The sequence below is a fragment of the Pandoraea bronchicola genome (assembly GCF_902459805.1).
Classification (GTDB): domain Bacteria; phylum Pseudomonadota; class Gammaproteobacteria; order Burkholderiales; family Burkholderiaceae; genus Pandoraea; species Pandoraea bronchicola.
The window spans coordinates 418,694-437,671 of the sequence record NZ_CABPST010000003.1; the positions used below are offsets into that span (position 1 = coordinate 418,694).

Annotated in this window: 17 protein-coding genes and 1 pseudogene; 16 read left to right on the forward strand and 2 right to left on the reverse strand. The window is 61.7% G+C overall.

Annotated features, from left to right (window positions below; all coding sequences use genetic code 11):
* Positions 1 to 9 precede the first annotated feature (9 nt).
* The 3 genes from PBR20603_RS09510 to PBR20603_RS09520 all read left to right on the forward strand — a co-directional run bounded on the left by PBR20603_RS09510 (position 10) and on the right by PBR20603_RS09520 (position 3,133).
* Entirely contained in the window at positions 10 to 720 is a 711-nt protein-coding gene (locus PBR20603_RS09510; RefSeq protein WP_246174497.1) for a C39 family peptidase, read from the forward strand.
* Between the two features lie 12 nt (positions 721 to 732).
* On the forward strand, positions 733 to 1,494 hold the full coding sequence (locus tag PBR20603_RS09515; protein WP_150559275.1) for a hypothetical protein: 762 nt from the start codon (positions 733 to 735) through the stop codon (positions 1,492 to 1,494).
* Between the two features lie 307 nt (positions 1,495 to 1,801).
* Entirely contained in the window at positions 1,802 to 3,133 is a 1,332-nt protein-coding gene (locus PBR20603_RS09520; RefSeq protein WP_150559276.1) for a hypothetical protein, read from the forward strand.
* 172 nt (positions 3,134 to 3,305) lie between these two features.
* On the opposite strand, the gene PBR20603_RS09525 is transcribed toward PBR20603_RS09520, so the two are convergent.
* Positions 3,306 to 3,752: a hypothetical protein gene (locus tag PBR20603_RS09525; protein WP_150559277.1), complete on the reverse strand. Its 447-nt coding sequence runs from the start codon at positions 3,750 to 3,752 to the stop codon at positions 3,306 to 3,308.
* A gap of 352 nt (positions 3,753 to 4,104) precedes the next feature.
* Here PBR20603_RS09525 and PBR20603_RS09530 point away from each other — a divergent pair, with 352 nt between their 5' ends.
* The 11 genes and pseudogenes from PBR20603_RS09530 to rlmD all read left to right on the forward strand — a co-directional run.
* Positions 4,105 to 4,830 carry a helix-turn-helix transcriptional regulator gene (locus PBR20603_RS09530; protein ID WP_246174498.1) on the forward strand — a complete coding sequence of 242 codons (726 nt, stop codon included), beginning with the start codon at positions 4,105 to 4,107 and terminating at the stop codon, positions 4,828 to 4,830.
* 327 nt (positions 4,831 to 5,157) lie between these two features.
* On the forward strand, positions 5,158 to 6,360 hold the full coding sequence (locus PBR20603_RS09535) for a CaiB/BaiF CoA transferase family protein (protein WP_150559396.1): 1,203 nt from the start codon (positions 5,158 to 5,160) through the stop codon (positions 6,358 to 6,360).
* Positions 6,361 to 6,469: 109 nt separating this feature from the next.
* Positions 6,470 to 7,501, forward strand: coding sequence for an ABC transporter substrate-binding protein (locus PBR20603_RS09540; RefSeq protein WP_150559278.1), 1,032 nt, complete (start codon positions 6,470 to 6,472; stop codon positions 7,499 to 7,501).
* Entirely contained in the window at positions 7,501 to 8,313 is an 813-nt protein-coding gene (locus PBR20603_RS09545; RefSeq protein WP_150559397.1) for an ABC transporter ATP-binding protein, read from the forward strand. Before PBR20603_RS09540 ends, PBR20603_RS09545 begins: the two co-directional genes overlap by 1 nt.
* A gap of 153 nt (positions 8,314 to 8,466) precedes the next feature.
* Positions 8,467 to 9,285 carry an ABC transporter permease gene (locus tag PBR20603_RS09550; protein ID WP_150559279.1) on the forward strand — a complete coding sequence of 273 codons (819 nt, stop codon included), beginning with the start codon at positions 8,467 to 8,469 and terminating at the stop codon, positions 9,283 to 9,285.
* Positions 9,286 to 9,456: 171 nt separating this feature from the next.
* A complete protein-coding gene (gene surE, locus PBR20603_RS09555; protein ID WP_150559280.1) occupies positions 9,457 to 10,218 on the forward strand; it encodes a 5'/3'-nucleotidase SurE in 762 nt (253 codons plus the stop codon).
* A complete protein-coding gene (locus tag PBR20603_RS09560; RefSeq protein ID WP_150559281.1) occupies positions 10,215 to 11,363 on the forward strand; it encodes a protein-L-isoaspartate(D-aspartate) O-methyltransferase in 1,149 nt (382 codons plus the stop codon). The genes surE and PBR20603_RS09560 overlap by 4 nt, the downstream gene beginning before the upstream one ends.
* 85 nt (positions 11,364 to 11,448) lie before the next feature.
* Positions 11,449 to 12,231, forward strand: coding sequence for a peptidoglycan DD-metalloendopeptidase family protein (locus tag PBR20603_RS09565; RefSeq protein ID WP_246174518.1), 783 nt, complete (start codon positions 11,449 to 11,451; stop codon positions 12,229 to 12,231).
* 15 nt (positions 12,232 to 12,246) lie between these two features.
* On the forward strand, positions 12,247 to 13,344 hold the full coding sequence (gene rpoS, locus PBR20603_RS09570) for an RNA polymerase sigma factor RpoS (RefSeq protein ID WP_150559283.1): 1,098 nt from the start codon (positions 12,247 to 12,249) through the stop codon (positions 13,342 to 13,344).
* Between the two features lie 102 nt (positions 13,345 to 13,446).
* Complete coding sequence (locus PBR20603_RS09575) at positions 13,447 to 14,223, forward strand: 3'-5' exonuclease (RefSeq protein WP_150559284.1); 777 nt, start codon at positions 13,447 to 13,449, stop codon at positions 14,221 to 14,223.
* Positions 14,224 to 14,332: 109 nt separating this feature from the next.
* Positions 14,333 to 15,730, forward strand: a pseudogene (rlmD, locus tag PBR20603_RS09580) (23S rRNA (uracil(1939)-C(5))-methyltransferase RlmD); the annotation flags it as partial.
* Between the two features lie 320 nt (positions 15,731 to 16,050).
* Here the strand turns inward: rlmD and PBR20603_RS09585 are convergent.
* A complete protein-coding gene (locus PBR20603_RS09585) occupies positions 16,051 to 16,752 on the reverse strand; it encodes a Bax inhibitor-1/YccA family protein (RefSeq protein WP_150559285.1) in 702 nt (233 codons plus the stop codon).
* 406 nt (positions 16,753 to 17,158) lie between these two features.
* Between PBR20603_RS09585 and ndk the strand changes: the two genes are divergently transcribed.
* Positions 17,159 to 17,584 carry a nucleoside-diphosphate kinase gene (gene ndk, locus PBR20603_RS09590; RefSeq protein ID WP_150559286.1) on the forward strand — a complete coding sequence of 142 codons (426 nt, stop codon included), beginning with the start codon at positions 17,159 to 17,161 and terminating at the stop codon, positions 17,582 to 17,584.
* A gap of 59 nt (positions 17,585 to 17,643) precedes the next feature.
* Positions 17,644 to 18,765, forward strand: a complete 1,122-nt coding sequence (gene rlmN / locus PBR20603_RS09595) for a dual-specificity RNA methyltransferase RlmN (protein WP_042115546.1) — start codon at positions 17,644 to 17,646, stop codon at positions 18,763 to 18,765.
* Positions 18,766 to 18,978 lie beyond the last annotated feature (213 nt).

Here is an 18,978-nt window from a genome sequence, read left to right on the forward strand (position 1 = left end):
AGGTGTGTCATGAGTGATACGCGTCGTGCCGCAGTCAGGATCGCTACGGTTTGCGCTCTGGCGTGCGCAAGCGTGGCCGGGCACGCGCAGTACGCATCGGTGAACCTCGAGTCTTCGACTGGTGTACCGGCGGTCAAGAAGATGCGGTCGTTCAAATCGATGCACTACGTGAATCTGGTCCAGCAGGAATACGACTTCAGTTGTGGATCGGCAGCCTTGGCAACACTGCTGCGTTATGGCTATGGGATCGATATTCCCGAGCCGGAAATGATCCAGAAAATGATGGTGTTTTCCAATCCGGAAACGGTCATCAAAAATGGCTTCTCGATGCTCGACATGAAGAAATTCGTCGAGACGCTCGGACTCGAGGGGCGAGGATTCAAAGTTGACGTGAACGCGCTTTACGACCTGAAGATCCCGGTCATCGCGCTGATCGACGTCAACGGCTATCAGCATTTTGTGGTCATCAAGGCAGCGAAGGACGGACGCGTGTTCGTGTCCGACCCGGCGCTCGGCAATCGAATCATCGAGCAAGCCGATTTTGCCAAGCAGTGGAACGGCTTGGTGCTGGCGGTCATCGGCAAGCCGTTTATGGAGGATTCACCGCTGCTCAAAGGAAACGAATCCCTGGCAGCCAAGCTGCGCGACAGCGCGCTGGCGACCGGGACGTCACCGACCCCGATGGTGGATTTCGGCATCATCCGGGCGGACCTGTTTTGAGACCAGACCATCATGAACCGATATGTCCCGATGCTGGCAATCCCGCTGTTCGCGAGCGCCCTGCCGGCATTTGCATCGAGCGTGGTGCCTGAGACCTGGACGCCTGTGAGCGATGAAGTGCTCTCGCACGCGACCGGCAAGTACGCTCAACAAAACATGATCACGGGCTTCCAGCTCGTTATGCAGTCACAATGGCAAATGCCGACCGGTGCAAGCCTGATGGCCACCGGCGTGCTCGGCGTCAATCAAAGCGGCTCCAGCTATCAGATTCAGACCGGTGCTGCGACCGGCATCATTCCCGGCGTTGTGAGCGTGACTACGCCGATCACGCAGGCGGTGGCGGGCGCGGCAAGCGTGCTCGTGAACGGCGTCGCGCAGATTACGCAGGTTGCGGGGGATGCGAACAACGCGTTGAACAAGGCCACAATCCAGTTTGGCCCTGGGGTATCGATTGCCACGCTGGTACCGGTCAGCGGGCAGGGTGCGAACAGTTCTCAAACCACGTTGGGCAATTTGAACGCGAGTGTGGCGATCACCTCGGCAGGCATGCAAATCTCGCTCAATACGCCGAACGGCAATCTCGGTCAGAGCGTGGGCGGCGGTGCCGGTGCGGCAATGAACCAGATCATGCAGGTCGTGCAGGTTGCGGGTAACGCTCAGCAGGTCATGAACACGATGCAATTGAACCTGCAGACGAGCGCGCTCTCGTCGAATGCACTGCGTCAGATCGGTATTCAGAACGCAATGGCGAACATGGTTGCCGTGCGTCGATGAAGTGAAGGGCAAGTGAAGTGACGGCGTCGCGCTGCCGTGTACGGGGGGCGCGACGCTGACAGCAGTGCCCGGCAATCCGCCTTACTGCCGGGCGCCATGAAAACTAGAAACGGGGCGTCGCCGCAGCAGCACTCGCGGCGTACAAGAAGGTGATGGCGGCAGGGCCCGGGCGTGACGTATCGAGGTGGATGGCAACGGGTTTCGCACGCATCACCCCGCAGTCGAGCAGCAAGGACAACGTTGTTGGTAATACGCGTTTGTTGGATTGCGCGCGGACATCCGTCCGCACTTTTACCCGGGGGGGATCATGAACACTCACCGCTTTTTTCCCGTTGCCGCTATTCCGTTGGGGGTACTGCTTTTCACGCTATCGGCCCAGGCTCAGGAGCATACGAACCCATCGCCGGACGACCGTCTGCAAATGTTGATGGACATGGTCGACCGGCAGCAGCGGGAAATTTCTTCTCTGAAACAGCGTCTCACTGACATTGAGATGGCGCAACGCGGTCGCGGTCTGACTGCGTGGGACACTGCGCAGATTGCGCAGGTCTCGCCTGGCGACGGTTCGGCCGCCGGATCCGCAGGCACACCCGGCGGCGGTGCCGCCGGTGCGGCGGGTCCGACCGCGGCCACACCGATCGGCGAGACGCAGCAGATGCAAAAGAGCGAGAGCGACTCGCAGCGCACTCCGGCCGAAGAGGCCGTGGTGCAGGCGCAGCACGCGCCGCTGTTCGATCGTAAGCTCACCATCGACGCCGGTATCAGTTACAGCTACTACGACCGGCGCCAGCTCGTGTTGAGCGGCTTTCTCGCCCTCGATGCCATTTTCCTCGGCCAATTGAACCTCGGCGAGACGAAAGCCAACGTGTGGACGTTCGACGTCAACACCCGCTACGGGATCAACGACCGGCTGAGCGTGGCGTTCGACGTGCCGTATCTCTACCGCAACTCGGACTTCATTTCGGGCGGGGTAGGCGGTGCGGCGTCGTCGATCAGCGACATCAGCAAGAACTCGGCGAACATCGGCGACGTGAACGCGTCGCTGTACTACCAGATCGTCAAGGAGAACGCGAACTGGCCCGATATCGTGGCGTCGTTCCGCGTGACGGCACCGACGGGTACCTCGCCGTTCGGCATCAAGCTCGGTACGCCCGACCCGACCAACAACAACCTGACGACGCCTTCGCGCCTGCCGACGGGTAATGGCATCTGGGCGTTCACGGCAGGTCTGTCGTTCCTGCGGACTTACGATCCGATCGTGTTGTTTGCGAACGTGGCGTACACCTACAACGTTGCCCGCTCGTTCGACGACATCTCGACCATCGAAGGCACGACGCAGCCCGCGAAGGTCAAGCTGGGCGACATCGTGCAGGTTGGCGCCGGGATGGCGCTGGCGCTCAACGACAAGACGGCATTGTCGATCTCGTACTCGACGGCGATTTCGCGCGCGACGAAGACGGCCACACCGGGTAGCTCCTGGACCACGGTGGCCGGCAGCACGACGAACGCGGCATCGCTCAACTTCGGTATCAACTACGCGATCAACAAGCACTGGACCGTGAACGGATACGTCAACGCCGGTATGTCGCCGGATGCACCGAACTACGTGATCGGTCTGCGCTTCCCGTACACGTTCTGATCACGCGTACGGTGTGTGGTTGAGCAGAAGGGCAGTACAAGGGATCGCTGCGCGTCACCTCCATCGGAGACGCGCAGCGATCCCGGAGAACGTGGGGGAACGTGTATTTAGTGGGGCGGCGTTACCGGCGCTACCGGTGTTATCGGCGCTACCGGTGTTACCGGCGCCTCCGTCAGCGCGGCATTCCAGTGGGTACGCGGCCGATGCTGGCGTTGACTTTCAGGCTCGTTGTTTGCATCCCTGACGATTGGGAAGCCGGCGAATAGGGAGAATAAGATGACACAGCGAACGCCGGTTGTAGTTGGCCGGGCGAAGTCATCGACGCCTGAGTTGGCTTGGGGGCTGGCGCAGGCGGAATCACTTCGTCCCACAGGCGAACGCTGTTTGAGGCAGTGTTTGTCGCATGGACGGGCGCGATCACGGCGGGTGTTGCGCCAGATAGATTGGCGACGACACTTTGCTGCAGGTTTGCCGCGCGAGTGCTGGCGAGGAGCGCGTCGCTCACCGCGACCGGAACACCGGCCGCGCCGGTAATGTCGGCCTGCGCGGTGCTGGCAAAGCCTGCAGCCGCCAGACAGAACATGGCACTGCGCGTCGTCTTGACGGTGATCTTGAACATGGCGTGCCCCCCGGCCTCCGCGTGTTGTCCTTTCTAGCACTGCTTGTATTCTATTGCGCGATTCGAGAAAGGAAAGGGAAAAAAGTAATAGCGGAATTTCCGAAAATTGAGTAAATAATTTACGCAGATTGCGGTTTGTCGCGCAGAGGCAACAATGACCGGCGTTCCCGAGCGCGGGACGTGCCGTCACGCGGTCTTCGCGCGTAAACTGGCCCGAAAGCGAGGCGACGCCTGATGCGTAAATGATGACGAACGCTCGAGGATTTCTTCGGTTTTCGTCGTAGCGGCGGGCGTGCCAATAAAAGCGGGGGACGGCGGCACGAGCGTGCCGACCGGAACGACAGGGGAAACCATGCGTGTGCTGGTCGTGGGTGAGGCTGCCACCTGGCTGAGCGGCCTGCAAGTCGCGTTGCAAACCGAAGCGAACGCGACGTCACCGGTCTTGCGTCACGTTGACGACGTCACGATGCAGGACTGGCTCTGGTTGCGCGAATTGCCGTCGCGTCGCGCGCTCGTACTCGAAGAATCCGTGGCCCGTACGCCGGCTGTCGACACCTTGTGTGCGATAGCGTCCGAATGTGTGCCGCCGGTACCCGTCATTGTGATCGGCGATGCGGGTTTTCCCGATGAGATCATTCGCTGGTTGCAGGCAGGGGCGGCCGCATGCCTGCCGTGGCCAAGTTCCGTGGCGCGCATTCGTTCGGTCTTCGATCTGGCGTTCTCGGGCGGACGATTCGTGCCGGAGGAAGCGCTTTCGGCGTTGCTCGTGCTCTGGCGGCAGGAGGCTCTGGGCGAGGCGTTGCCGCTCTCGCGACTGCCGGTGTTCCCGCTGGGTGGCGACAAGGCGACACAACTGGCCGAATCGGCGCTGCTCGGCATCTCCCAGCGGCAGTACGAAATTCTCGCGCTGCTCTCGCGCGGTTTATCTATCAAAACAATCTGTCAGCAACTGGTGATTTCCGAGGGAACCGCCAAGACGCACGTGTCTGCGCTGTACCGGCGGCTCGGTGCGCGCAATCGCGGCGAGGCGATCTACATTGCAGCGCAGCGCGGCGCGCGCCATCTGTTCGAGACATGAGGTGTCGCCACTGGGCCGATGGATCGGACTTCGGTGCGATCTGACTCGGAATCTTCCGGGATCTGCTGCGAGGTTGTTGGCCGATAGCCGACTGTCGAATTACTATACGAACTTCATTTGCCACCCATTTGTACAGGCGCCGCCCGCGAGCGGTGTCTCGAAGTCGACGGTCATCGCCATCGACGAGGCACAGGAGTCTACGCGTTGTCCAAGTCGTCCAAGCCGTTCGAATCAGCCTTGCCGCAAGGTCCCGCCGAAGCATCTACGGCACCCGCTGCCGATACGTCTGCCGAGTCTCCCGCCTCACCTGCTGCCGGTGGCGCCGGCCTGCCGGCGCGCGGTGCGCTCGCTGGGGTGAAAGTGCTTGAGCTCGGCACGCTCATTGCCGGTCCGTTTGCCGCGCGCATGTTGGGCGAGTTCGGTGCCGAAGTCATCAAGATCGAAGATCCGCAGCATGGCGATCCGCTGCGCAAGTGGCGCAAGATGCATCCCGATGCGGGCGGCACGTCGCTCTGGTGGGCGGTGCAGGCCCGCAACAAAAAATCGGTGACGATCAATCTCAAGTCCCCAGAGGGGCAGGAGATCGTGCGCAAGCTCGCCGCACAGGCCGACATCGTGGTCGAGAATTTCCGTCCCGGACTGCTCGAGCGTTTCGGGTTGGGATATGAGCAACTGTCGGCCGAGAATCCGGGGCTCGTGATGGTGCGTCTGTCGGGGTACGGGCAGACGGGGCCGTATCGTGACCGGCCCGGCTTCGGTGCGATTGCCGAGTCGATGGGCGGACTGCGCCATATCACCGGCTATCCGGATTTGCCGCCGCCGCGCATCGGCATTTCCATTGGCGATTCCATTGCAGCGCTGCACGGTGTCATTGGCGCGATGATGGCGTTGCATCATCGCAATGTGAATGGCGGGCGAGGGCAGGTGGTTGACGTCGCGTTGTACGAGGCCGTCTTCAACCTGATGGAAAGCGTGGTGCCGGAGTACAGCGTGGCGGGTATGGTGCGCGAGCGCACAGGCGCGTCGCTGCCCGGCATTGTGCCGTCCAATACGTATTCCTGCGCTGACGGCATGATCGTCGTGGGCGGCAATAGCGACCCGATCTTCAAGCGCCTGATGCACGCCATCGGCCGGTCCGATCTGGCGGAAGATCCCGCGCTGGCCCACAACGACGGACGTGTGCCGCGCACGCAGGAAATCGACGAGGCGATTGGCAACTGGACGAGCGAGCGCTCTATCGACGAAGCGCTTGCCGTGCTGCAGGGGGCAGACGTCCCTGCGAGCCGCATCTATACCGTTGCCGATATGTTCAAGGATCCGCAGTTCATCGCGCGCCAGATGATCCAGCGACACACGTTCGCGGATGGCACGCCTATCGACTTGCCCAACGTCACGCCGAAGCTATCGGACACGCCTGGGCAGACACAATGGCTTGGCCCGGAACTTGGCGCCCACACGGACGAAGTGCTTGGGCAACTGGGTTATGATGCCGGGCAAATCAAAGCACTGCGCGAGGGTGGCGTCATTTGAACTGACTCGATCCTCTGCGCAGTAACACGGGGCGCGGCACTCGCTGCGATCCGTGAATAATAAGCACGTCATACAAAGAAAGAACGCTGCAACCACGGAGACAAACACCATGCAAAGACGTCAGTTCGTCACGGCACTGGCCGCCACCGGCCTGATCGGCGCAAGCATTCGCCCCGGCTTCGCGCAGGGCAAGCTCGAGAAGACCAAGGTCGCGATTGCTGTCGGCGGCAAGAATCTGTTCTATTACCTGCCGCTCACGATTGCCGAACGTCTGAATTACTTCAAGGACGAAGGGCTCGACGTCGAGATCTCGGACTTCGCCGGTGGTTCGAAAGCGTTGCAAGCCCTCGTGGGCGGCAGTGCCGATGTCGTGTCGGGCGCCTACGAACACACCATCCTGTTGCAGGCGAAGAATCAGTACATCCGGGCGTTTGTCCTGCAAGGGCGTGCACCGCAGATCGTCTTCGGCGTGTCGAACAAAACCATGCCGAACTACAAGTCGCTGGCCGACTTGCGCGGCAAGAAAATCGGTGTGACGGCGCCTGGTTCGTCGACGAATATCATGGCGAACTTCGTGCTTGCCAAGGGCGGCGTCAAGCCCAATGAGGTGGCGTTCGTGGGTGTCGGTGCGTCGTCCGGTGCGCTCGCCGCGATTCGATCGGGCAATATCGATGCCATCGTCAACCTCGATCCGGTCATCACCATGTTGGAGCGCGACAAGGAGATCCGCGTGATCTCGGACACGCGCACGCTCAAGGAGACGGTGTCTGTGTTCGGCGGAAACATGCCGGCGGGGTGCCTGTACACGAACGAATCGTTCATCCAGAAGAATCCGAACACGACGCAGGCGCTTACCAATGCCATGGTGCGTGCGCTTCGCTGGCTCCAGACTGCGGGTCCGTCGGACCTGATCAAGACGGTGCCTGATGCTTATCTGCTGGGTGACCGCGCGCTGTACCTCGATGCGTGGAGCCGTGTGAAGGAAGCCATTTCGCCGGACGGCCTGATTCCCGCCGACGGCCCGGCCACTGCGCTGCGTACGTTGCAGGCGTTTGACGAGACGGTCAAGGGCAAGTCGATCGACCTGTCCAAGACGTTCACGAACGAATTCACGAAAAAGGCCGACGCCAAGTACAAATGATGACTGCGCCGGCGCTTAGTTTTGACAATATTTCGTGTACGTTCGTCGCGCGAGACGATCGTTCGAAGCGTTACACCGCGGTGGCCGAGACATCGCTCGACATTGCCCCGGGGGAGTTCGTCTCGGTCGTCGGCCCGACCGGGTGCGGCAAGTCGACGTTGCTCAACGTCGCTGCCGGCCTGCTGGCGCCGTCGTCCGGCACCGTCAAGGTGTTTGGCGAACCGCTGAACGGTATCAATTCGCGTGCCGGCTATATGTTTCAGGCCGAAGCGTTGATGCCCTGGCGCAACGCCATCGACAACGTCACCGCAGGTCTCGAGTTTCGCGGAATGGCGCCCGAGGAGGCGTCGGCGCGTGGGAACGAGTGGCTCAAGCGTGTGGGGCTGGGCGGGTTCGGTGACCGATATCCGCACCAGCTCTCGGGCGGCATGCGCAAGCGTGTTGCCATGGCGCAGACGCTGATTCTCGATCCGGACATCATTTTGATGGACGAGCCCTTCTCGGCGCTCGATATCCAGACGCGTCAGCTCATGGAAAACGAGTTGCTCGAGCTGTGGGCTGCCAAACGCCGTGCGGTGCTCTTCATCACCCACGATCTGGATGAAGCGATTGCGCTGTCCGACCGTGTCGTGGTGCTGGCTGCTGGGCCGGGCACACATCCTATCGGGGAATTCCGGATTGATCTGCCGCGTCCGCGAGACGTGGCGGAGATTCGGAATCATCCGCGCTTTACCGAACTGCATGCTCAGATTTGGGACGTGTTGCGCGAGGAAGTGCTCAAGGGTTACGCGCAACAATTGAAGGCAGTCTGAATCGTCATGTGTGAAATCTCAGGCTTTCTGATGGGCGTGTGCGGCTGGCTGGACTGGATGGAGTGGTTCAACTTGCCGGACGGCTTTGGCTTGTTCGATTGGCCCGTCTGACTCGCCTGATGGCTCGTCTGATAATCCCGGAATTCGTTCGTCATGCGTAATCGTTCGATCATGCGGCACTTGCGTTTGTGGCAGTGGCTGCTGTTGGTGGTGGGTTTCCTCGTCTGGTACGTGCTCACGAGCCCGACGCTGCTGCCCGCGTTCTATTTCGACAGCCCCGACAAGGCGGCTTTCTTCTTCGGCGAGCCGCAGAAGGTGCTGCTCCAGATCTGGCAATGGTTTGTCAGCGGGGAGATCTATCTTCATCTCGGCGTCACGTTGCTCGAGACGGTGCTCGCCTTCGCGATCGGTACCGTGTGCGGGCTGGCTGTGGGGTTGTGGCTGGCCCTCTCGCCAAGTGCGGGCGCGCTGCTCGACCCGTACATCAAGGCGGCCAACTCGATGCCTCGCGTGATCCTCGCGCCGATCTTCGGTGTGTGGTTCGGGCTCGGCATCTGGTCGAAAGTGGCGCTGGGCGTGACGCTGGTGTTTTTCATCGTGTTTTTCAACGTCTATCAGGGCGTGAAGGAAGTGAGCCCGGTCGTGCTGGCGAACGCACGCATGCTGGGGGCGAATCAGCGCCAGTTGTTGCGTCGCGTGTATCTGCCAAGCGCTACCAGTTGGGTGTTCTCCAGTCTTCACAACTCCGTCGGGCTCGCGTTCGTGGGGGCGGTGGTTGGGGAATACCTCGGCTCGGCGCGCGGTGTGGGCTACCTGATTCTGCAAGCCGAAGGGACTTTCGACATTAACGCGGTGATCGCCGGCGTGTTGATCCTCACGGCGTTTGCACTCGTGCTCGATGGATTCGTGGGGGTGGTTGAGCGGCGCTTGCTTGTCTGGCAGCCCCAGGCCGGAGAGACCGAGAAGATGTAACGGCAGTCGGCCGTTCGGCGGCGGTGGTTTCGCCGCTGGCGGCCGTGACCGATTGGCGGCAAATTTGTGGCAGGACCATGGCAAAACTGTCGACGCCGTGTCGTGGCGAAGACGCGATCGATGCCGCTATGGCGTCATATCCGAGCACCTTTCCTCGGTTACAATTGCCGCATGCGAATCCTGCTCAGCAACGACGATGGGTATCAGGCGCCAGGCCTGGCCGCGCTCTACGAAGCGCTGGCGCCGCTTGGCGACGTTACCGTGGTGGCGCCCGAACAGAACTGTAGTGGTGCGTCCAATTCTCTGACCCTGCAACGACCGCTCTCGGTATTCAAGGCGGGCAACGGTTTCACGTTCATCAACGGCACACCGACCGACTGTGTTCACGTGGCGCTGACCGGTCTGCTCGATGAGCGGCCCGATATCGTCGTCTCCGGCATCAACAACGGCCAGAACATGGGCGAAGACACGCTGTACTCCGGTACCGTGGCGGCAGCGACTGAGGGCTTTCTCTTCGGCATTCCTTCGTTCGCGTTCTCGCAAGTCAACAAGGGCTGGGATCATCTCGAGAGTTCGGCACGCGTGGCGCGCGAGATCGTTGAGCGCTATATGGAGCGCCCGCTGGGTGCGCCTTTCCTTTTGAACGTCAATATTCCCAATTTGCCGTATGACCACCTGAAGGGCTCGCTGGCGACGCGTCTTGGGAAACGACACCAGTCGCAGCCGGTGATCCGTCAGGAAAGCCCGCGCGGCGAAACGATTTACTGGATCGGTCCGGCCGGCAACGCTCGCGATAGCAGCGAAGGCACCGATTTCCATGCCGTGGCGCACGACTACGTCTCGGTCACCCCCTTGCAACTGGATCTCACGCATACCGCACGACTTGGCGTCGTGCATGATTGGCTGGCCAGCGCAGGGGTAGCCCAACGATGACGACACCGCCGAAGCGTTTTCCTCTTCCTCTGGCCGAAGTGATGACCCGCCGGCAGCGCAAGGCCCCGGTGCTCGACAAGGCGTCGCGGGCCAGTCCCGCGGGTGCACCGCCCGCCGCGATGACGCGGGGTACGACGCCGACGAGTCAGGGGAACGGAAAACCGCCGGCGAACGGGAGTCCTTCCGCTACGACGCATAACGGCCTGCGAGCCGCGTCTTCGCCGATGGCAGGGGCTTCGGCTCGGCCCGGCGGCGCTCACACGCCACACGCGGTCGTGCCGAAAGGACTTGCAAGACCGGCGTCTGCCCCCCATGCTCAGCCAGCACCGCATGCCCCGAAAAGTGCCCCTCGACCTGCCGCCAAGCCGTCGGGTGCGGGTGTTGCTCAGAAGGGCGGCGTCGTCGGTGCAAAAAGTACGGTGCGCAGTGCAACGCCCGTGAAGGTTTCGGCTGGCGGCACGGCGCGGGCTAACCCGTCGACGCTTGGCAATTCACCCGATGGCATCGGACTGACGTCGGAGCGGGTGCGGGCGCGAATGGCTGAACGCGTGGCTGCGTCGGGCGTCAAACACGCGGGCGTGCTGGCGGCGCTGGCGACGGTGCCGCGTCATGGTTTCGTCGATGCCGCACTGGCGAATCAGGCGTATGAAGACGCGGCGTTGCCGATTGGCCATGGGCAGACCATTTCGAAGCCGTCGGTCGTTGGGCGCATGATCGAGTTACTGCTCGCCGGAGGCCGTCCGCTTGAGAAGGTGCTGGAAATCGGCACCGGTTGCGGCTATCAGGCGGCGGTGCTGTCATGCGTGGCGCGTGATGTCTATTCGATCGAACGCGTTCGTCCGCTGCATGAGCGGGCCAAGGCTAACCTGCGGCCCTTGCGGGTGCCCAATATTCGCCTGCACTACGGCGACGGGCGTCTGGGCCTGCCCGCCGTCGCGCCTTTCGACGGCATCGTGATCGCGGCTGCCGGACTGGAAATTCCGGATGCACTGATCGATCAGCTCGCTGTTGGCGCACGCCTCGTCGCCCCGGTGGGCGGTGAGCAACAGATTTTGACCCTCATCGAGCGCATCGGCGCGCGCCAATGGCGCGAGACGCAGCTTGATAGGGTGTTATTCGTCCCCTTAAAATCGGGCATCATCTAAGCCCGTCGGGCCTATTCTGCGGAGGATTTGAGTGAATTTGCGAGCGGGTTTCCAACAACGCGTCGCCAGTGTCCTGTTGCTGAGCATGCTGGCAGCGTGCGCATCGCGACAAGTCGGGGCGCCGGTCGTTGACCGTACCGTAGGCGGTACGACGACCGACAGCAATGTGCCGGGCACCGCGCCTGTCATTGACAACACACCGGTACCGGCCGGGTTTTATCGCGTGAAGCCGGGGGATCGCCTCTATCGCATCGCGCTGGAGAACGGTCAGAACTATCGCGACATTGCTCGCTGGAACAACATCCAGAACCCGGACCAGATTGAAGTGGGTCAGGTGCTGCGTGTGAAGCCGCCAGCAGGCGATACGGGCACGCCGTTGCCAGCGCCGGTTGCCAGCACGCCGTCGTCCACGAACCACAACCCGGCATCGGTACCACCGGCTGTGGTCACGCCGCCGGCGAGTGCTTCCGCATCGGCTGCGCCGTCCGCTGTGTCGAGTGGCGAATTGCAGCTTTCATGGCCGGCCAAGGGGAGCGTCGTGGGCCGCTTCGACGATTCGAAGAACAAGGGCCTGAACATTGCCGGTAACGCTGGCGACCCGGTTTATGCGGCTGGCGCGGGCAAAGTGGTGTATTCGGGAGCCGGCCTGCGTGGTTACGGCAACCTTGTCATCATCAAACACGATGCCACCTTCTTGACGGCGTATGCGCACAACCGCACACTGTTGGTCAAGGAAGGCGACTCCGTGACGCGGGGTCAGAAAATCGCCGAAATGGGCAACTCGGATGCAGATCGTGTCATGCTGCACTTCGAGGTGCGCCGTGATGGCAAGCCGGTGGATCCGACGAAGTATTTGCCGCCTCAATAAACTAGGCAGGGCCGAATGCTCAAGAGAAAGCGTCGCACTTCGCAAGAGGAAGACCTCGCTGCCCCGGAGCCCGATCAGGAGGTTGATGATCGGCAATCCCGGCAGGACGAGGACGTGGACGACGCTTTCGACGAGCGCGAGGCGGAGGACGACGACGCGTCGTCGTCCGACGCTGCCGAAGAGGGGGCGGCCACTGCCACCACTGGCCGCAAGCGCAAGTCCGCCGACGGCGACGATTTCGGTACCGTACTGCAGGCCGAACTCACGGCCGATACCGTTCAGCACTATCTCAACCGCATCAGTGTCAAACCCCTGCTGACGCCCGCAGAGGAACTCGACTATTCCACGCGTGCGCAAGCGGGCGAGTTTGCCGCGCGCCAGGTCATGATCGAGCGCAATCTGCGCCTCGTCGTGAGCATTGCCAAGGGCTATCTCAATCGCGGTGTGCCATTGCTCGATTTGATCGAGGAGGGCAATCTCGGCCTGATGCACGCCATCGAGAAATTCGACCCGGGGCGCGGTTTCCGTTTTTCGACGTATGCCACCTGGTGGATTCGCCAGAGCATCGAGCGCGCGATCATGAATCAGGCGCGCACGGTGCGCTTGCCGGTCCATGTGATTCGCGAACTCAATCAGGTTTTGCGCGCAAAGCGTCATCTTGAAAAGAGTGCCGCCTATGTCGACGGCGGTGAGCAACGCGACGCGCGCATCGAGGACATTGCCGATTTGACCGGCAAGACCCCCGAGGAGATTACGGACATCCTCGCGCTCAACGAGCACGTGGCGTCGCTGGATGCACCGCTCGAAATCGATCCCGGCAGCAGTTTGCTCGACTTGCTTTCGGACGACCATAGCGAGGCGCCGGAGCAGGAGGTGCAGCATCGCGAGCTTGAAGACCTCATGCGCCTGTGGCTTTCGCGACTGTCAACCAAACATCGCTATGTTATTGAGCGCCGATTCGGCCTGAATCGCGTGGAACCTGCCACGCTCGAGGAACTGGCCGACGAAATGGGCTTGACGCGCGAGCGCGTGCGTCAGATCCAGCAGGAGGCGCTCGTCAAACTCAAGCGCTATTTCGCATCGAACGGGGTGCGCAAGGACGCCGTGCTCTGATTCGCGTTGGCAGTCTGCGCCGCGTGGCGGCGTTGGATTGGGGCCGGCACCACGCCGATGCGGTATGACGGCGCCCGCTGATTCTTTCTTCAGATTTTCACCATGCCATCTCCCGTACTTGTCTTCGACATTGAAACGATTCCCGACGTCGATGGCTTGCGCAAGCTCGAGCCGGCGTATGCCGGGCTATCCGACGACGCCGTTGCCGAAGCCGCCTTCGCCGCGCGCCGAGAAAAAGTCGGTCACGATTTCCTGCCCTTGCACCTGCATCGCGTTGCGGCCATCTCATGCGTGTTCCGGGACCGCGACGGTTTTCGCGTGAAATCGCTCGGCACACTCGACGATGGCGAGGGGCCGCTCGTTTCCGGCTTCTATCGCACCATCGAGAAGTACGCGCCGCAGATCGTGTCGTGGAACGGAGGGGGCTTCGATCTTCCTGTGTTGCATTACCGCGCGATGATTCACGGCATTGCCGCACCGCGCTATTGGGACATGGGCGAAGACGATCGCGAGTTCAAGTGGAATAACTACATCAGCCGCTATCACCAGCGCCATCTGGATTTGATGGACCTGTTGGCGATGTATCAAGCGCGGGCGAATGCACCACTCGACGATCTGGCCAAACTGTGCGGTTTCCCGGGCAAGCTCGGGATGGACGGCAGTAAGGTCTGGGAGGCCTATCGCGGCGGCAAGCTCGAAGAGATTCGCAACTATTGCGAGACGGACGTCGTGAACACGTACCTTGTCTACTGCCGTTATCAATTGATGCGGGGCGGGTTGCGTCAGGCGGAGTACGACCAGGAAATCGAATTCGTGAAGCGCTCGCTCGAGCAGGAAGAGGCGCCGCACTGGAAGGAATATCTCGCCGCCTGGGTGTGATTCCGTCGCTTTGCAACGGGTGAGGCGGCGGCGTGCGCGGGAGCGCTGCGTTAGTGGCGGGCGAATCGATTAAAATGCCGGGTTTGCTGTCGCATATGAGAACCAAGACGTGACCCGCTCCTCCCGAAACTCTTCGCGTAACCGGCCCAGCGCCGAGCCTGGCATTATCGACATCGAATCGCTCGACATGGAGGCGCGCGGTGTCGGCCGAACCGCGCCCGAGGGCGAGCCCGGTACCCCGGACTACAAACCCGGTAAGGTGATTTTCGTCGAAGGCGCGCTGCCGGGCGAGCGAGTCACGTATCTGAGCTATCGGCGCAAGCCCAAGTTCGAGCAAGCCGAAGTCATCAATGTGCTTCGCGCAAGCCCGATGCGCGCCAAGCCGCAATGCCCGCATTTCGGCAAGTGCGGCGGGTGCTCGATGCAGCATCTCGAACCGCGCGCCCAAATCGCCATCAAGCAGCGTGTACTCGAAGATAATCTGGCGCGTCTTGGCAAGGTCAAGGCCGAAACCATGCTGCGCCCGATTCAGGGGCCGGACTGGGGCTACCGATTCCGTGCTCGTCTCACGGTGCGCTACGTGCCGAAGAAGGGCGGCGTCCTCATCGGATTCCACGAGCGCAAAAGCAGCTACGTTGCCGACATGGATTCGTGCGAAGTGTTGCCGCGTCACGTCTCGGACATGCTGGTGCCGCTGCGGCGTCTGGTCGAATCGCTTTCCATTCGCGAGCGTTTGCCGCAGATCGAGTTGGCCATCGGCGCGGACGTGACCGCGCTCGTGTTGCGTATTCTCGAACCCCTGACGCCTGCGGATGAAGACATCCTGCGCGCATTTGCAGACGCGAATCGCGTGCAGTTCTGGGTGCAGACGAAGGGGCCGGACACCGCCGTGCCGTTCTATCCGCTTGAGCCGGAGTTGCATTACACGCTGCCGGAATATCAGATCCGGATGCCGTTCAAGCCGACCGACTTCACGCAGGTCAATCATCAGATCAACCGTGTTCTCGTGCATCGCGCGTTGCGATTGCTTGCGCCTGAGTCGCATGAGCGAGTGCTCGATCTGTTCTGCGGTCTGGGCAATTTCACCTTGCCGCTCGCGCGTCGCGCCGGGACGGTCGTCGGGATCGAGGGCAGTACCGCCCTGACGGAGCGCGCGCTCGCCAATGCGCAGCGCAACGGCGTGGCGGACCGCACCGAATTTGCATGCCGGAACCTGTTTGACATTACGCCGGACGATATTCGTGCCTTGGGCGCCTTCGACCGGTACCTGATCGATCCGCCGCGCGAAGGTGCGCTGGCCGTGTCGAAGGCGTTGGCCGAACTGGCGCAGCAGGGGTACGAAGGCCTGCCCAAGCGCATCGTCTATGTCTCCTGCAGCCCTGCAACACTTGCGCGAGACGCCGGACTGCTCGTGCATGAGGCGGGATATCGGTTAGCGCTGGCAGGTGTGGTGAATATGTTCCCTCACACGTCGCATGTCGAGTCGATGGCGGTTTTCGAGCACGAGAGCATCGGCCAGCCCTGGGTGCCGCGCGTGCGGGTGTCGGAATCCGGCGTTGATGAGGATCAGGCGGATGAAGGGGTTGAGGCGATTGCCGGAGCCACTGGCGGTGATGGCGTGATCCACGAGGACGCCTGAGCGTTTGTCGTGATGGGCCGCTGATTTCGCAAGACGAGGGACGGCCGGTTGGCTGAGGTGCCCGGTCAGTCGGGCGGCGAGGTCAGCCCGACAAACGCGTTGCGACAAAGAAAAAGCCAGTCCCGGGGGACTGGCTTTTTTGCGCCCGGCGACGAAGCGGGCATGCCCGCTTCATCGTGACGGGGGCATCAGTTGCGATTGCCGCCCAGCACGCCGAGGATGGCGAGCAGGTTCGTGAAGATGTTGTACAGGTCGAGGTAAATCGCCAGCGTCGCGGTGACATAGTTCGTCTCGCCGCCGTTCACGACGCGCTGCACGTCAAACAGGATGTACGCCGAGAAGATGGCAATGGCGAGCACCGAAACCGTCAGCATCAATGCAGGGAGCTGCAGCCAGATGTTGGCGACCGAGGCCAGCAGGATCACCAGTACGCCCATGAACAGCCACTTGCCGAGTCCGCTGAAGTCACGCTTGCTGACCGTGGCGACCGTTGCCATCACGCCGAAAATCACAGCGGTCCCGCCGAACGCCAACATGATCAGCGACGCACCGTTCGAGAACCCCAGCACGAAGCTCAGCAGGCGCGTGAGCATCAACCCCATGAAGAACGTGAAGCCCAGCAGCAATGCCACGCCCACGCCGCTGTTCTTGAAGCGCTCGATGGCGAACATGAAGCCGAAAGCGATCGCGAGGAAAGCGATCACGCTGATCATCGGGCTGCCCGCGAACAGCGAGAAGCCGTAATTCACGCCCAGCCAAGCCCCGGCAATCGTCGGCAGCATCGACAATGCAAGCAGCCAGTACGTATTGCGCAGTACCTTGTTGCGCACTTGGACGGTCGTGACGCCTTGCGTCCCGCCGTAGCCGAAACGTTGGAAATCCTGGTTCATATATTGTGTTCTCCGTGGTCGTTGTGCCCGCCGGCGGGGCCGGCAAGCGCCTCTTGACGCTTACGATGACCGGCTCATCGCCGGCAAATCCCCCGCAGCCGTTGGTCTGGCCTGTCGTCGAAGTCAAAGGATAGCGAAAGACTCCCGGGAAAGCGCTCAGACGATTCTCAAAATTTCGGGGCGAATGCCTCAATTTCAATCCGCCGGTGCTCCTTCCAACCTTCCCATTTAGGTAAGGTGCCGGAATCACATCCTTACGTCAACTTCACGAAAAGCCGGATCGTCCCGGCCGTCCTGCGTTTGAGCGGTACGCGCACTGTAGGTTCCGTCCCCATCATAACAGCCTTCGTGCTACAATTACGGGTTCATGTTGGTTATATAACTGCTTAATTTTTTGGAGTTTTTCATGGCAGTCGAACGCACTTTGTCGATTATCAAGCCCGATGCCGTTGCCAAGAACGTGATCGGCCAGATTTATAGCCGTTTCGAAGGCGCAGGCCTGAAGATCGCCGCTGCCAAGCTGGTGCACCTGTCGCGCGCCGAAGCCGAGCAGTTCTACGCCGTGCACAAGGAGCGCCCGTTCTTCAAGGATCTGGTCGACTTCATGATCTCGGGTCCGGTGATGATTCAAGTGCTGGAAGGTGAGAACGCCATCGCGAAGAACCGCGAACTGATGGGCGCTACCGATCCGAAGAAGGCTGAGAAGGGCACGATCCGCGCCGATTTCGCCGACAGCATCGACGCGAACGCCGTGCATGGTTCGGACGCCGCCGAAACGGCTGCTGCCGAAGTGTCGTTCTTCTTCGCCGGCCTGAACGTCTACGCGCGTTAATACGCGTTTAGCCGCTCAATCGCAGGAAGATACCGAAGGGATGTTGACGGACCAGGGCCATGACCAACCTTACGAATCTGCTTGACTACGATCCGGACGGTCTGGCCGCCTATTGCGGCACGCTCGGCGAGAAGCCGTTCCGTGCGCGCCAGCTCCAGCGTTGGATCCACCAGATGGGTGCCGCCGATTTCGACGGCATGACGGATCTCGCCAAGTCGTTGCGCGAGAAGTTGCACACCCGTGCGACCATCGCCGCACCGGCGGCCATCACCGACCATGTGTCGACCGATGGCACGCGCAAATGGCTGCTGGACGTAGGTAACGGCAATGCCGTCGAGACCGTCTACATCCCTGAGGAGACGCGTGGCACGCTTTGCGTATCGTCGCAGGCGGGCTGCGCCGTCAACTGCCGGTTCTGTTCGACCGGCAAGCAAGGTTTTTCGCGCAATCTGTCGCTGGGTGAAATCATCGGTCAACTGTGGATGGCCGAATTCGCATTGCGCCGCGACCTTGGGCGCGAGGGGAAGAACGAGCGTGTCATCACCAACGTGGTGATGATGGGCATGGGCGAGCCGCTGCTCAACTTCGACAATGTCGTGGGGGCCATGCGCCTGATGCTCGACGACAACGCCTACGGGCTGTCGCGTCGCCGCGTTACGTTGTCGACCTCGGGTGTCGTGCCGATGATGGACCGCCTGGGGCAAGAGTTGCCCGTGGCGCTGGCCGTGTCGCTGCACGCGCCGAACGATGCGCTGCGCGACGTGCTCGTGCCGCTCAACAAAAAATATCCGTTACGCGAACTGATGGGTGCATGCGAGCGTTACCTGGAGGTGGCGCCGCGCGATTTCATTACGTTCGAGTACTGCATGCTCGACGGTGTGAACGACACCGAGGCGCATGCGCGCGAGCTTGTCGCCCTGACGCGCGACGTGCCGTGCAAATTCAATCTGATCCCCTTCAATCCGTTTCCCGAATCCGGCCTGCTGCGCTCGAAGGATCCGCAGATCAAGCGCTTCGCGCAAATTCTGCTCGACGCAGGCCTCGTGACGACCGTGCGCAAGACGCGCGGCGACGACATCGATGCCGCGTGCGGTCAGCTCGCCGGTGAGGTGCAGGATCGCACGCGGCTTGCGCAGCGCGGCAAATTCGGGAAAATCGCGGTCGAGGTGCGTACCGTATGAGGTTGCGCATGGGCGGGCGTGGACCGTGGCGAGGGCCGTCGGCCCCGCACGCGCCATGCCGCCCGTCGGATCAGTCTCGCACTACAGCATTCCTTGCGCGGGGCGCGTATCGTGTCCCGCGCGATTCCGTCAGTTCCTCGCTGAACCGTCCGATGCGCCGCGCAGATCTTCATGCCGCGCGCACGGAAAGTGATGCGGCGGAACTGTCGCCAG